Raw genomic sequence first — 14,407 nt, 5'->3', positions numbered from 1 at the left:
TTCTTTTTCAGGATCATATAAATAGCGGTCAAAAGCATCCGGGCAATGGCAATAATGGTCGATGACAGTAACCTCAATGCGTGCCTTGAATCGGTCGTGGAGGGTTTGCTTAATACTAGAGATGTTTCAGACTTTCTCCTTTATTCTTTTTTTCTATTATTTTGTTTATTCATCAATTTACTTCATCGCTTTATTCAAATGATTAAAGCTGCCCATACATAAATGATGCTTAACAGAACAGCAGCAATCATCACGCCATAATCATAGCCTTTTAGTTTAAGAACCAGATATTCCACCCGATTGGGATAGGCTCCAAAGGCCCTGCTTTCCATGGCAATGGCAATCTCTTCGGCATGTTTTAAGGACGAAAGAATGATGGGAGTAATCAGATAGACATAGATCTGAGTTTTTTTACCAAAGGGAACTTTTGTAAAATCAACGCCCTTTAACTGCAGCGCGACCATCGAATCTTGGAATTCTTCAGTGAAAATGGGGATAAACCGCAAAGACAAAGCGGTCATAAAAGCAATCTTATAGGGGACCTTCCACTGAATCAGACCCTGAATGGTCTCCCGGTAGTTTGATGTGGACATTATAATCCCTGAAGTCAGAATAACAAGCATTCGAACAAACGTCGTGACCCCCATGGCCATCCCTTTTGCGGTGAGCAGCGGGATTCCCAATACCCCAAACAGCACCTCCGTGTCCGGTGTAAATACACTTTGGACAATGGAGAGGGTCAAAATCAGAATCAGAATCCGCCGGTACCGCCTGATCAGCGCCAATAACTCGATCCCCATAAGCAGGGCGCAAACAATTGAAATGATACCAATTCCCACAACAAAAGCCAGATTCTCGACAACCAGTACCATCGAGGTCAGACAGAGAACCAGGACTATTTTTGTCCGGGGATCGATTCTAGCAGCCATCATCGACAACCTCTCCATTTTCCAGCTTGATAATACGATTGGCATGATCCTTGATAAATTGTAGATCATGGGAAATCACAGCCAGGCCCATGCCTTCCCCGGCGAGTTCTTCCATCAATTGATACAGTGCTTTTTTACGATCCCGATCCAGCCCTGTTGCCGGTTCATCTAAAATCAGAAACCCGGGTTCCTGAGCCAGAGTTGCCGCCAGCACCAGGCGCTGTTTTTCACCGCGACTGAGTCGCATCGGTACCCGATCTTTAAGATGATTCAGCTCAAACCGTTTTAGCAGGACTGCCGCCTTTTCCAGGGCGGCCTTTTTTTCAAGTCCCTTAATTTCAAGGGGAAAGGTAATTTCGTCCTGGACACTGGCCGCAAAAAGTTGACGATCCGGATTCTGAAAGGCATAACCAATCTTTCCCCCTCGTTCACACAGTTTTAACACCTTGCTGTCCACCCCATCAATCTCAATGCTTCCTGAATCAGGGGTTAGAATGCCCATGATAATTTTCCCCAAGGTCGTTTTACCTGATCCGTTATCGCCGGTGATCCCCGCAATTTGACCCCGATTCAGGGTCAAGTCAATGTCTTTTAGTACAAACCGACTGCGGGGATAGGCATAGCTTATTCCCGCAAGTTTAATGTAACTCTCCATACCGGCTCCGTTCATTGTTTATACTTTACTTAAATGTTTTACTTTTACCGCTCGATCGATTTACAAGCTGCCCTCGTAAGGAATCAACTGACCATGCTTCAGCACCAGAATGCGATCGGCAATGTCCATATTTTCAAAATCATGCTCGACCATAATAATCGACTTTCCCGCTTCTCTTAAGCGTAGCATCACCGATTTGATCATCTCCCGGCCGCGGGTATCAATTTGCGATAAGGCCTCATCAAAAAGCAGAACCGCAGGCTCCATGCTAAGAACTGAAGCCAAGGCAATCAATTGCTTTTGGCCGCCGGAAAGATTATTGGGCGAGTCAAACCGGAACTCTTCCATACCGACCAGCTTAAGCATCGCTTCGATCCGTTCTCCAATAATCTCCCGTTTGACACAGAGATTTTCGGGGCCAAAGGCAACCTCCGCTTCAATGGTCGGAGAAAACAACTGGTTATCCGGTTCCTGAAACACAATCCCCACTTTTTCGGCTAGTTGGGGCGTTTTCATGTCAAAAATTGACTCGCCAAACACGGTCACCTCACCCTGAATTCTTCCCCGGATGGTTTTGGGAATGATCCCGGCCAAAATATGACACAGGGTGCTTTTGCCACAGCCGGAATAACCTGCCACCGCTAAAATTTCATTTGCTTTCAGACTCAAATCCAGTCCATGGAGAATATTGGTATCACAGCCAGGATAACGAAAATAAAGATCATGGACCTCAATCGGATTCATCGCTGCCTCCTATTTTGCTTTTTATCTCGTCTCCAGCTTTGATCAATTCGTTCTTTTCTTTGTACTTAGCCTTATTCACGGTTGGTCTTCTCCTCTTTGTCAATTCGCCCTGGATCACCACTAAGACGAATGTCAAGCGATTCCTCCGCCTCGTGTGCCTTGAACGAACCGAGACGATTGACTTGGCCCGCAATAGCGTAGGCCAGCAGTCCGCCCAGTCCCCCGGACAAGGCTGATAAACTCAGGGTCAGAAGTAACGGAATCAGCGGTAGCCGGAAGAAGACAAAATTAACCCCAAAACTACCGAGTACATTGGCAACCACCCCGGCACTAAAGCAGCCGCCTTTGGTATATTTATATTTTCCGATAACAAAATAAAGAATTTCCACCCCAATCCCCGGCATTAAATAGGTCATCATACTCATGATGCCATGAGAACCCATGGTGCCGGTAACTGTTACCAGAATGGCCTGTACCAGACAGACTAAAAAGGCCGCCCCCGTTTTTTTTACCAGCATGGCACCCAGAACAATGAAAAGCATATAGATTCCCCCGGAAATTGATCCTCCTGGGATAAAAAAGGGACCGGTAATAATGTGTACCAGGGGTACCAGAACAACCTTAACCGCAATACCCAGAGCCGACATCATGGCAATGGTGACCAGATCAAAAAGGGTCATTTTTTCAAACTTTTTCTCAAACTTCTTTTCAAACAAACTCAGCCCTCCTTCTCTTGATGCTTACAAGTTCTTTTTCTTTTTCCAGCCGAATTTCATTTAGATCCGCCTTGATCTGATTCTTTAGATAGTCTTCCAGTTCACTGATTAGCGCTTTTTTCCACTGGGTAAAGCCGGGTCTGTAGGTTAGGGTAAAGGCCAGCAGTCTTCCATAATCAACTGCCGGTGTTAATGTCTGGAAATCTTCATAATCGATGGCATAAACTGCACCATCTTGGATAATGAAATTTCTGAGATTAATGTCATAAAAGGCCAGACCAGTTTTTTGATGCAGTCGATTAAGCCAGTCAATGGTCTTTTTAAAAAGATCAATTATTTCCTTGCCGGGCTTAACCGCGTCGCCACTACGACTTGTTTCTTGCGCTTCTGTAACTTCTAGTTTTTCACAAAGAGTGACGCCTTCAAGATATTCATAAAGAAGCACCCCATCAAACCGACCCAAACACGGCGCTACGCTAAAATCCATATCACTAAGCCGTTTTACCATCGCCAACTCATTTTCAAGGGATTCTGTTTTTGCAAATTTCTTTTCGATCAGCCCGAGTACCTGTTCACCATCTGAAATCTTAATCAGTCGAACCCGGTTTTTTTTGCTCTTAAATTGCCTGATCACCTCATAGGTGCCGGCTTCATAGTTTTTTATTAGTCTCATTCATCCACTTGCGGCCTGCCGATATGTATTTTTATATCGGCTCCTTTTTCATAACCTTCCAATTCTGAAACCACACTGAGCACGACGTTTTGAATGAGTTTTTGAACAAAGGGCACCATCACAATCGCTTGTCCATTAATTTTTAGGGTCACCCCATCATCTTTAAGGGGACAATCCGATCGTTTTACCTCACCTGTAATAATCTGGCGACAAAAACCGGCACAATCAGTACCGCATAAACCACAGCACTTTTCTGTAAAGCCAGGTAACAACTCAAACGCATAGTACTGAACCAGATCAACCAGACGATCCGCTTCCTTCAGGCAGTGAACCACTTCTTTTCCCCGATATTCTTTGCATTTGTCGGCAATAACTCCCGAAAATGCAAAAACCGTGTCATCTAAGCGCTCATCAAGACCCTCACAATCATGTCCGGTGACAATTTTAGGGATTGTCGGGTCGTCAACACCCTCTAGTATCACATAGTCATAATCGTAGTGGGCTAAAAGCTTTCGGATCGGCAATTTTTCCTGATAGAGAATATCCGTTTCATACATCCCCAGAGCCGTCACCAGCTGTGCACCGGCTTCTTTATGACGATCGGTGTTGGTTCCCGGTTGATCCATCACAAAGGCTTCATAGTGGATTTCCTTAACCGATCCCACCGAATAGCCTCTTCTTCGCAGGCCTCTGATAATGGTTTCGATAACTGTAGTTTTTCCCGAATGGGTCAATCCCCTTACCGATATTACTTTCATCATGCACCTCATTCATGGTAATTATTCTACTCGAAATATATTTCACTTAGATATTTGCAATTTCGCAAACTAAAGGTCTCACCGGTAATAACAATTTCCATGGGGCCCGTTCCACCCTGGGTTTTATCGGTATTTTGAATCCCGTTTCGTTCATAGACTAGATAGACCCCACCCGCATCCAATTCAGCCACCGTCCCGGGGGACGCATAACCATCAATGGCTTTATAGGTTATGGTATTATACTGATGATAGTCAAAGTTAGTGGTGTTTAGCACATCTTTTAACAGCAAACCGCCAAAGACCACCTCTTCTCTGCCATTACTGGTATTTAGCCCCTCATCAATCAAAACCTTTGGCAGTGCTTTGACCTCGTCAAGATTAAACTGGTCAACCATTTCATCACCAACCATTATTTTAACGGTTTCCTGTCCCAGGGCACCCAACCGCTCCTCCGTCTGGCTTTTGTTAATCGCAATAAGAAAAACAGAAGACAGGGTTAAAAAGAGAATCACCAGTGGCAGAATCCATCGCTTGAGCTGCTCTTTGCGTTTAGAATTTTTGTTGCTCAAATTAACCAAGGTGTCATCACCACGCGTTTCTCTGCTCATCTTTTCATCCCTTCTTTAATTCTAGAATTCGCACCGCTCCCCAAACTAAACAAAGCAGGCAAAGATTACTTTGCCCACTTAATCTCTTATTATTTAACAACACTCATTTTACTGATGTTTTGAACCCAGGCACTGGAACCTAAACTGCCTGCCACCACGCTGAGTAGTTCTTCGCCGTCAAGTGAGACGGTCAGTAGTGAATCCTCTGCTTCTACCGTCGCCTTATCATAGGGCTTGGAATAGCCATCTGATGCTTCCATCGTGATGCTGGTGAAGCCAGTGACTCCCAGTTGTTCGGCCACGTCTTTTAAGGCATAACCTTTAAAAACCCCACCTGTTTCTGATCCATCTTTTTTAGTCATTTTGATGGTTTTTTCAACCAAAGGAAGGGCCGCAAGATCTGCCTGAGTCAACTCGGTTTTTCCATCAATCCCTTCTAGGGTAATGATAAACTCGGCCACCTGCTGCTGACTTTGGGTTTCCGTTTTGGAAGCGTTTTCTTCTTTTTTTGAATCTGCCGCAGGTGAACTGCAACCAAGCAGACCTACCCCTAAAACCATCACTAATGCCAGTGTTAACAACTTCTTTTTCATTTTCTCCTCCTGAGCTTTCTTTTTTACGGAAGCATGCTGAGTCAGGAATCCCAACAGGAAAAACAAAAAAAACAATTTCTGCAAAAAAAGAAGGCTCAGCAAAGCTAAACCCACAAAAAATTCGATGCAAAGATGAATTCTCTTACTTTTCCAATGTGGGAGGCCCTGTCGTTTCCAACAAAACCCTAACGTCTTAGCCTCCATAATATTTTCATATTTTAGGAAATTAAGATCAGTAAGCAATTTCATTCCGTATTTAATTGTTTTAATTATATTTTTTTAACCTTCAATTGTCAATGTCTATTTGTAAATGATCCAGATAAATTTCAGTTGCTTCTCACCCGTTCTTCATAGAAGACATACCGATAACGAGCTAGTTACAAAAGAGATGCCAACTAGACCGGCATCTCTTTTTGCAAGCTCTGGCTGCTTAATAATAATACATGGAACCCATAATCGATGCCATAATTGCTCCCATCACAACACTGATGAGAATCCCTAAAACGATGGCAATTGCCATCATTACCAGGTATGCCCGGGCGAAGTTCTTTTTATTGGGACCCGTTTCGCTGCCAAATCCCCATATAAAGAGCATCACAATCCCGGCAATGGGAATGGCCGTGATTAAAAACATAATCAGGTACTGTCCCATCGTAATCAGATCTATTCCCCCGACCGCTTGAGCCGGTTGTGGTGGTGGACTTGATCTTACCGGTTGGGGCTTTGGTAAGGTACTAATGGGTTGGGATGGCGCAGAACCGCCTAATTGTTTAGCTCCGCAATGGGTGCAAAATGCCGCATCATCTGGAATTTGTTTGCCACAGTTTTCACAAAACATCGTCTTTCCTCCTTAGTTTTTATCCTCTTTTTTTGTATCTTCCGATTCATACATTTCTGTTTTTTTGAGCCGCTTCTTTTTTTCTTTTAACTTCTTTCTGATGATCATAACAATAAAGAACCCTAATCCGGCAATGACAGCAAATGGAATCAGTCTAAAAATTAGAACAATTAGAAATGCCAAAATATAAAGCACTAAATTGATCGAGGTCACAAAGCCCTCCCCGATTTTAGTAAATATTTCTGAAAATGGTGAACTGACCACCGATGAGGATAATTTCTTTTCGTACAATGAAACGTATATCGTCGAATAGGCCATTTCGATATCCCAGTTTTTTATCGTGGTAGTCAGGCTGTCAATTTCCGAACGAACACGATTTAATTCGCTTTCAATGGTCAGCATGTCAGTGATATTGGTGGCCTGTTTTAAGTATTCTAACAGCCGTTCTTCCTGGATTTTTAAATTGTTAAGCTGTGCCTGAACATCCTGATATTGCTGAGAAATATTGGTGCTGCTGACATTGGCACTAATGGGGCTGCCTAATGTCTGGATATGGGTCATCGCTTCTGAAAATTTTGCTGATGGCACCCGAATGGTCACATAACCGGAGTTAGCCTGGACACCGGCCTGTTCTGATGCATAGTTTGATCCCGAATCCTGAACAAATCCTCCTATTTCTAATACGTAACGACTGATTTTATCAAAAGTATCTTGATAGTCCTCAGTATTCAGGCTGATATTTCCTGAATAAACAATTTTTGATGTATCAAAGGATACACTGGTATTTGCCGTGGCCTCAGCTACAGCATTTGCCGCTTCCCCGCTTGCCTGATCATAGGACATCGACTCATCCGCTGCCGATTTACTGTTTTCCTGGCTTGCACCGCTAAAACAGCCCCCTGCAACAATCATTACCAGACAACTTAAACAAATGACCATGCCCCAGAACCAATTTTTCTTGACGCTACATCGCCGGGATTTTTCTCGGCTAAAACTTTCTAATGCTGCTTCTTTAAATTCTGGAATCTTATTCGGGTTTTCTTGATCCATGAATCCTACCTCCTAAAAGTTCAATCTTTTCGTCTCCTATTTTGTCACTCAATTTGTTTTTTACTGTTTACCCTTATTTCTGATAAAAATGCATGATCCTGTTTTTTTAACATTCCCAATCCGTTCTTCTGTCTTTCCGATTTGCTGTTAATGGATTTCTGGCTTATCATAGGGGCTTTTCTCCTGATCGCCAATCCCTTTTTCACGACGCTGCTTATCAATTTTTCGATTCATCATTTTTGCCATTAAATAACAACCCCACACCGGTATTTTTAACTGCGCGTCATAGTAAAGTGTCGATGACGATTTTTCCTGTTTCGCTACGTTTTCCAGAAAAAGTTCAAACCCGTGCTCAACTTTTTTCCCATTAATAAGCTTATTTAAAGGCTGCCCATTAAGCATCGCCCCCATACCAATCACAAATCCCCCTTTGTAACTGAGGCCATTGTCTCTTGCAAACAGCTCTAACATTTTTAGACCCGATTCATGCGTATGAACGTAGGGCATCCCGCCCTGAATAATCCCATAAAGATCTTGTCCATGGAGAACATCGCGATTTTTTTCAAGCTCTTCCAATAAGTAAACCGTATCGGCCGGATAGGTATCAATGTAGCAGGGGCCAACCATAATAATCGTCTGAGCCTCCTTAACAGCCGCCAATAGCGCGCTCATGTCTTTCAAGTTTGGATATAAATGGAGGATTTCCACTAGATAATCCCGAGAAGATAGTATCGTCTGACAACGAGTAGCCAACATCATGCTTGTCCCAGTTTTTCTAGGACTTAAGTTTATTATAACTGCTTTTTTCATTAACGCAAACCCTCCACGACCGATTCAAGGCACGCATTGAGGTTACTGTCATCGACCATGTATGCATTGCCCTGAATATTCATAATTTTGATATTCTCCTCAACCAGACTTTTAAAAACTTGTCTTTCATCATTGTTCCATTGATCCTTAACGCCAATCGCCATAAATGTGTGAACTCGGCCGATTTTTCCTTTGACTAACTCCCCATTTTTGCAATAGTAATGGCGATCGCCAATGATCGCACATTTATCAAATACACGTTTCGTTTTAAATGAGTAGCTCCCCCATTTAACCGGAGTAACCATTACCAGTACATCGGTTCTCATCAGTTTAGGTAAAATAATATCGGCATCATCGCGATGGATGCACTGTCCATAAGTTTTGTCTGTGCAGCCGCCGCAACTATAGCATGGATCGATATTCAAATCAGCTAAGGATATAAACTCAGCTTCTATTTTCTTCGCTCTTAATTCTCTATCGAGTCTTTCACCAATTTCATGTCTGGTGTGATCTGATAAGATAGTAATCATAATCATCCTCTTTTCTTTTTCTGATATCGGGTGTAAAAAACGAACACTTCTACAAAAGGTAATATATTACATATTTTCTGTCTTGTCAACAGAAACTAATGTCAGTAGGTAATAAATAAACGAATATGTTTGATAACTTTTAACATAAAATGAAAGCAAAAATTAGCAGTTTGTAATTTTTGGGGATATTAATCCCTACTTAAATATGATAGGATATAAACAGATTGAATCCTGAAGACTCAAGGAGCATAAGATGTACGAAAAAGGTGTCCAGACAAGAAACCATCTTTATGAAATTTCAAAAAGGTGCTTTTATGAACAGGGTTATGAAAAAACCAGGATAAAAGATATCGTGACAGCTGCTGATACACCGATTGGTCTTTTTACCTATTATTTTAAAACAAAAGATAACATTGTCCACGAAATATATTCGGATTATTACCAGCAAATTGATACGTGCCTCAGTTCATTATCGATTGAAGGGTTAGACAATCCCATCCTTCGTCACGCAGCATTGAGTTATGTCTATTTTGATCTGATACTCAACAATGAAAATAACCGACGCTTTTATTATGAGATTCTCAGAAAATCATCAAACTACCGCATCGCTGGTGATTTCATCCGCAATACCTATCGGGCTTACATTAAAGAATATGATTTAGTGATCAGTGAAAGAGAATTCGAAAATTTTCTTTTCATTGATTTCGGGGGACGACGGGAATATTTCCTGAACTATTTTAAGAAAGACCTTAACGACTCCATTTCCGAATTGGTATTTTTGCTCAGCGGGATTGTTCCCCGGTTGCTTGGCATTGATCAACAAGCTGTCACCACCCTTCTTGACAAGGGCATAGAAATCGCTGAAAGTGTGAACTGCCGCCATATTCATTTTCTTTTCGAATAATTTTGCCTGATAAAAAGCTATTTAACTCTGATTATGAATGGCACATTTTCAATTACGCTTAGTCATACACATTTTCAATTACGCTTAGTTTTCACTTGTTTGATGAGCACGCAGCGGTTATAATAGAATAAACCGGAATGTCTCCTGATACGATGATTTTTTTAGATTAGATTCATGCGAATTTTTCAAAAATGATCATTAGTCAGACTAAGTTTATTGCTACAAGCAAACCCTGATTTCAAAATGATGAACGGAGATTGGACGATGAACGAAAAACTATGTCAAAGCTGCGGAAAACCGATGGGCGAAACTGATCAACTCTACGGTACTGAAAAAAACGGCATTAAGAGTAAAGATTATTGTAATGACTGTTATAGTAATGGTGAATTCACTACGAAAATTACAAAAGAACGGATGATTGAAGTAAGCATTCCCTACCTGATAAAAGAAAAACCAGGAATCAGTGAAGCTGAAGCAAGGCAAGAAATGGAAGACTTTTTCCCCACCTTAAAGCGGTGGAAAAAACGCAAATAGCCACAAAGATCTCTAATTTTAATAAAACGTGGTTCAATTCGGATTTCTTTTTTAGTTTTAAATCATTCTTAGCTTGCCAGAAATTATTGTATTCTGTATTAAAATTATCAATAATAGGACTAGCATAAATCTGATTCAAATCTTGATAAAAGTTGATTAAAAGCAATCACATTTAAAGAGAAAAACCTTAACTGCAAGAAGGGAGACCATCGATTATGACAAATAATTTCTATCATGAAACGATTATGCATTTGCATGTCGGCTATGCCTATCATCGAATTGTTTGTGATACTCAGGGTGTTCCTGTCGATTATGAATTTATCGAAGTTAATAGAGCTTTTGAAATTGCTACCGGGCTAAAAAGCGAGACGCTCGTCGGAAAGAAAATTACCGAGATTTTACCAGATATCAGGAATTCAGAGTATGACTGGATTAGTTTCTATGGTGAAATTGCTCTTTGCAACGGCACTGGCGAAATCGAACAGTATTCACAATCATTAAACCGTTGGTATCGGGTTCAGGTCTATTCTCCTGAAGTCAATTATTTTATCACTCTGTTTCATGATATCACCAGAGAAAAACAAGATTTGGCGGAGAAAAATTTGCTTCTCACCACCCTCCATGATATTGTCTTTGAAATCAGTACTGATTATTACTTCACCAATATTATTGTCCATGATGAGTCCACACTTTTTATGCCAAAAAATAATATCATCGGAAGCCACATCTCTGACATATTTCCTGAAAATATTTCCGATGAAATGCTATCGGTCTTTAAAAAAGCATATAAAACTGGTAAGAAACAGAATTTTGAGTATAAATCGCCACTGTTATCTGGCGAACGCTGGTTTTTAGCTGAAATTTTTTATTTAAAAGCTGAGAACTCATCCAAATTTGTGGTTAGTATTCAAGACATCACCCAACGTAAAACCATTGAAAACTCACTCTTCATCGAAAAAGAACGTTTTCGAACAACCCTGCTATCGATTGGCGATGGTGTTATTTCTACTGATTCCAGGGGATATATTACTTTGATCAATCAGGTTGCTGAAAAACTAACTGGCTGGTGTCAGCAGGAAGCTTTCGGTTTGCCCCTCGATCAGGTTCTCCATCTTGTTGATGAATATACCAAAGAAAGCTGTGAAAATCCTGCTTCCCGGGTACTGGAGACAGGCGAGATTATTGAACTCAACAACCATACCCTGCTCTTGTCTAAAGATGGTCAAGAGATACCTATTGAAGACAGTGCTGCCCCCATCAAAGATCAGGATGGTCATATTACTGGTGTTGTCATCGTTTTTAGGGATTTTACTGATAAGAAAGAGAAACAAGCAGAAATTGAATATCTGAGTTTCCATGATCACCTCACGGGATTATACAACCGTCGTTTTTTTGATGAAGAACTAAGGCGACTAAATACGCCGCGAAACCTGCCCTTATCGCTGCTTATTTTTGACGTTAATGGATTAAAATTGACTAATGATGCCTTCGGACACCTGGCCGGGGATCGTTTATTAAAAAAAGTTGCCCAGATCATGCAAGAGAAATCTAGAAGTGACGATATCATCGCCCGAGTTGGCGGTGATGAGTTTGTGATCCTTCTTCCCCAGACTGACATTAAACAAGCAAAAGAATTAGCAAAGCGGATCAATGCGGCGCTGAGCCAGGAACATCTTGAAGCAGGTCATGTCTCAATTTCAAGTGGCTGGGCTGTCAAGACTCGTGCAGATGAGGAAATTGACGAGGTGTTTAAATCTGCCGAAAATAAAATGTACCAATACAAAATATCTGAGCGCAGCAGTACCCGAAACGAAGCGATCCAGTTTATTATGAAAACCCTTTATGAAAAGCTTCCCCGGGAACAGGCTCATTCTGAGCGTGTGAGTAAAATCAGCGGCCTTATCGGTGCTAGACTCGGAATGTCCAATGAAGAGATAAATGAACTAAAGACTGCTGGCACACTTCACGATATTGGAAAAATTGCCATCGGTAACGAGATTTTGGATAAGGCTGATGAATTGACTAATTTTGAATGGTTAGAAATTCGACGGCACCCGGAAATCAGTTGCAGTATCTTAAGTTCACTCAATGATTACGCCCCGCTGGCTAATATTATTCTTTTTCACCACGAACGCTATGATGGGGAGGGTTATCCTAAAGGTTTATTGGGCGATCAAATCCCCTTAGCAGCACGCATCATTGCCATCGCCGATGCCTATGATGCGATGACCTATGGCCGGCCTTATAAAGAGCCCTTAACTGTGGAAGTAGCGATTCAGGAAATGACTAATGGCAAAAACACCCAGTTCGATCCGGAAATCACTGATGTTTTTTTACAGATCCTATCAGAGAATAATAATCAACTTTAAAAAACCGTGCACCAATAAAAAATGCATGGTTTTTTTACGTTATTCCATTGGTGGATTATGTTTCAAATCATCAATCAGTTTTTCATGCCAATTCAAAACTACCTCATAATAGGTTCTGCCGAACTGAAGGCTGGCGTATTCAAAAGGATCCATACCATTGCCGATCGTTCTTTCAATTTCTGACAGTTTTTCCATGGCATCCTGAACCGTCCCGATAAAAAGTTCGATATTGAGGATTGCGTCATTTTTCTTTAAATGCTTATAAAAGAACAGCTTTGCCATAAATTCCAGATTAAATGGTGAGAATGTACAAGGCGTTTGTAGCCATTCGATAAAATGCTCCCGACCCTTGGGCGTTATGGTATAGATTTTTTTAAAGCGGTTACCTTCCACAATTTCAGAAAAAGTAATCAGTCCAGCCTTTTCCAATCTTTTTAGCATTGGATAAATTCTACCAAAACTGGCATCAATAAAATTTGATGTTCGCAATACCATCATCTGCTTGATATCATAACCGGTCATATCCCGATCCAATAGGAAACCAAGGATTGAAAATTCTAACATAATGTCCGACTCTCATCCCAATTTTTCTTTTCCAATTCAATCCACCTGATCATGCCGTAAGCGCATCATCTCTTTCTTTTTATGTTGTTTATATCCATTTTCCGCTAAATTAAACTTTTTAATGGTGCATCGCACAAAAATATCGACACTTCAGATGATTGATGTTCAAAGCCTGCTAGCACAGTATCGATTCGCAGCGCAATGACATCGATTTTTCAATAAGTCGACCGATTTTTTCAAAAATGAGATTTTTAAATTTTTTCTCCTTCAATGATAAACGAAGCGACATAGTCTTCAATCTTTCTATCTGGCAGCCAATTATTCAATATTTCTTTGCTGTTATCCTTTGGTATCAGTTTAATGTTTTGAAAACCAGCTTGTTCCATCATCGCTCTTATTTTATCCACATGTTCAGCACCAGCCACACACCCGGCCACCATGACCAAATCTTTTTTTACATCTTCTGGCAGCTCTGCGGTGGCAACCACATCAGACAAGGCCAACCTGCCACCGTTTTTGAGGACGCGATAGGCTTCTCTAAAGACCTTTTCCTTTTCTAACGAGAGATTAATCACACAATTTGAAATAATGACGTCAATGGATGCATCTGCTACCGGCAAATGTTCAATTTCACCCAGTCGGAATTCCATATTGGTATAGCCACTTTTCGCTGCATTATTCCGAGCCAATTTAATCATTTCCGGTGTCATATCCACGCCAATGACGTAACCTGTTTCTCCCACTTGACCTCTTGCCAGAAAACAGTCAAAACCGCCGCCACTGCCAAGATCTAAAACAACTTCACCGGCTTTCAGACTAGCAATAGCAAGGGGATTACCACAACCCAACCCCATATTCGATTCTGCCGGTGCATTAAGCAGATCGCCAGCTTCATAACCGATGGTCATGGTAGCGTTGATGACATCCATCGGATCTCCGCAACTGCAGCTACCACCACAGCAACCCCCTGCGGCACCGCTTTGCGCTACCTGGGCATAATTTTCTCTAATAAAGGCTCTTGTTTCTTCTTTTTGATTCATTTCAACCCTCCGGTTTAATTTTACCTATATTTAATGTAGAATCATATTAAAAAAAGACGCATTTACGTCTCTTTATTTATAGAATCTGCTTT

17 protein-coding genes and 1 riboswitch are annotated in these 14,407 nt (G+C 41.3%); of the genes, 3 read left to right on the top strand and 14 right to left on the bottom strand.

Features of this window, described 5'->3' with window-relative positions:
* Positions 1–194 precede the first annotated feature (194 nt).
* The 12 genes from QZ998_RS11440 to QZ998_RS11385 form a co-directional block, all read right to left on the bottom strand.
* Positions 195–932: an energy-coupling factor transporter transmembrane component T gene (locus tag QZ998_RS11440; protein ID WP_296560726.1), complete on the bottom strand. Its 738-nt coding sequence runs from the start codon at positions 930–932 to the stop codon at positions 195–197.
* Positions 919–1,584 (bottom strand): ABC transporter ATP-binding protein, encoded by a 666-nt coding sequence (locus QZ998_RS11435; RefSeq protein WP_296560724.1) that lies wholly within the window; start codon positions 1,582–1,584, stop codon positions 919–921. The genes QZ998_RS11440 and QZ998_RS11435 overlap by 14 nt, the downstream gene beginning before the upstream one ends.
* Before the next feature lie 60 nt (positions 1,585–1,644).
* Positions 1,645–2,328, bottom strand: a complete 684-nt coding sequence (locus tag QZ998_RS11430; RefSeq protein ID WP_296560722.1) for an ABC transporter ATP-binding protein — start codon at positions 2,326–2,328, stop codon at positions 1,645–1,647.
* Positions 2,329–2,399: 71 nt separating this feature from the next.
* Positions 2,400–3,044 (bottom strand): ECF transporter S component, encoded by a 645-nt coding sequence (locus QZ998_RS11425; RefSeq protein ID WP_296560719.1) that lies wholly within the window; start codon positions 3,042–3,044, stop codon positions 2,400–2,402.
* Entirely contained in the window at positions 3,037–3,717 is a 681-nt protein-coding gene (locus tag QZ998_RS11420; RefSeq protein ID WP_296560716.1) for a hypothetical protein, read from the bottom strand. The genes QZ998_RS11425 and QZ998_RS11420 overlap by 8 nt, the downstream gene beginning before the upstream one ends.
* Entirely contained in the window at positions 3,714–4,475 is a 762-nt protein-coding gene (locus QZ998_RS11415; RefSeq protein WP_296560714.1) for a molybdopterin-guanine dinucleotide biosynthesis protein MobB, read from the bottom strand. Before QZ998_RS11415 ends, QZ998_RS11420 begins: the two co-directional genes overlap by 4 nt.
* Positions 4,476–4,501: 26 nt before the next feature.
* The gene (locus QZ998_RS11410) at positions 4,502–5,083 is read right to left on the bottom strand and encodes a hypothetical protein (RefSeq protein WP_296560712.1); all 582 of its coding nucleotides are present in this window, start codon (positions 5,081–5,083) and stop codon (positions 4,502–4,504) included.
* A gap of 89 nt (positions 5,084–5,172) precedes the next feature.
* Positions 5,173–5,676: a hypothetical protein gene (locus QZ998_RS11405; RefSeq protein WP_296560710.1), complete on the bottom strand. Its 504-nt coding sequence runs from the start codon at positions 5,674–5,676 to the stop codon at positions 5,173–5,175.
* A 127-nt stretch (positions 5,677–5,803) separates the two neighbouring features.
* A riboswitch (molybdenum cofactor riboswitch) is annotated at positions 5,804–5,926 on the bottom strand.
* A gap of 180 nt (positions 5,927–6,106) precedes the next feature.
* The gene (locus tag QZ998_RS11400) at positions 6,107–6,514 is read right to left on the bottom strand and encodes a zinc ribbon domain-containing protein (RefSeq protein WP_296560708.1); all 408 of its coding nucleotides are present in this window, start codon (positions 6,512–6,514) and stop codon (positions 6,107–6,109) included.
* A 12-nt stretch (positions 6,515–6,526) separates the two neighbouring features.
* Complete coding sequence (locus QZ998_RS11395; protein WP_296560706.1) at positions 6,527–7,564, bottom strand: DUF4349 domain-containing protein; 1,038 nt, start codon at positions 7,562–7,564, stop codon at positions 6,527–6,529.
* A gap of 147 nt (positions 7,565–7,711) precedes the next feature.
* Complete coding sequence (locus QZ998_RS11390) at positions 7,712–8,374, bottom strand: hypothetical protein (protein WP_296560705.1); 663 nt, start codon at positions 8,372–8,374, stop codon at positions 7,712–7,714.
* Entirely contained in the window at positions 8,374–8,904 is a 531-nt protein-coding gene (locus tag QZ998_RS11385; RefSeq protein ID WP_296560704.1) for an NAD(P)H-dependent oxidoreductase, read from the bottom strand. The genes QZ998_RS11390 and QZ998_RS11385 overlap by 1 nt, the downstream gene beginning before the upstream one ends.
* A 253-nt stretch (positions 8,905–9,157) precedes the next feature.
* On the opposite strand from QZ998_RS11385, the gene QZ998_RS11380 reads away from it, so the two are divergent.
* The 3 genes from QZ998_RS11380 (at position 9,158) to QZ998_RS11370 (ending at position 12,711) form a co-directional block, all read left to right on the top strand.
* Positions 9,158–9,808 carry a TetR/AcrR family transcriptional regulator gene (locus tag QZ998_RS11380; protein ID WP_296560702.1) on the top strand — a complete coding sequence of 217 codons (651 nt, stop codon included), beginning with the start codon at positions 9,158–9,160 and terminating at the stop codon, positions 9,806–9,808.
* A gap of 264 nt (positions 9,809–10,072) precedes the next feature.
* Positions 10,073–10,342 carry a zinc ribbon domain-containing protein gene (locus QZ998_RS11375; RefSeq protein ID WP_296560701.1) on the top strand — a complete coding sequence of 90 codons (270 nt, stop codon included), beginning with the start codon at positions 10,073–10,075 and terminating at the stop codon, positions 10,340–10,342.
* A gap of 215 nt (positions 10,343–10,557) precedes the next feature.
* Positions 10,558–12,711, top strand: coding sequence for an HD domain-containing phosphohydrolase (locus QZ998_RS11370; protein WP_296560699.1), 2,154 nt, complete (start codon positions 10,558–10,560; stop codon positions 12,709–12,711).
* A gap of 39 nt (positions 12,712–12,750) precedes the next feature.
* On the opposite strand, the gene QZ998_RS11365 is transcribed toward QZ998_RS11370, so the two are convergent.
* Together QZ998_RS11365 and arsM are read right to left on the bottom strand one after the other, a co-directional pair.
* On the bottom strand, positions 12,751–13,275 hold the full coding sequence (locus QZ998_RS11365) for a helix-turn-helix transcriptional regulator (RefSeq protein ID WP_296560698.1): 525 nt from the start codon (positions 13,273–13,275) through the stop codon (positions 12,751–12,753).
* 251 nt (positions 13,276–13,526) lie between these two features.
* Positions 13,527–14,315 (bottom strand): arsenite methyltransferase, encoded by a 789-nt coding sequence (gene arsM / locus QZ998_RS11360; protein ID WP_296560693.1) that lies wholly within the window; start codon positions 14,313–14,315, stop codon positions 13,527–13,529.
* Positions 14,316–14,407 lie beyond the last annotated feature (92 nt).

It is taken from the genome of uncultured Acetobacterium sp. (genome assembly GCF_927416815.1).
Classification (GTDB): Bacteria; Bacillota; Clostridia; order Eubacteriales; family Eubacteriaceae; genus Acetobacterium.
The sequence above is the reverse complement of the archived record's forward strand: the minus strand, read 5'-3'. Positions and strand labels throughout refer to the sequence as shown.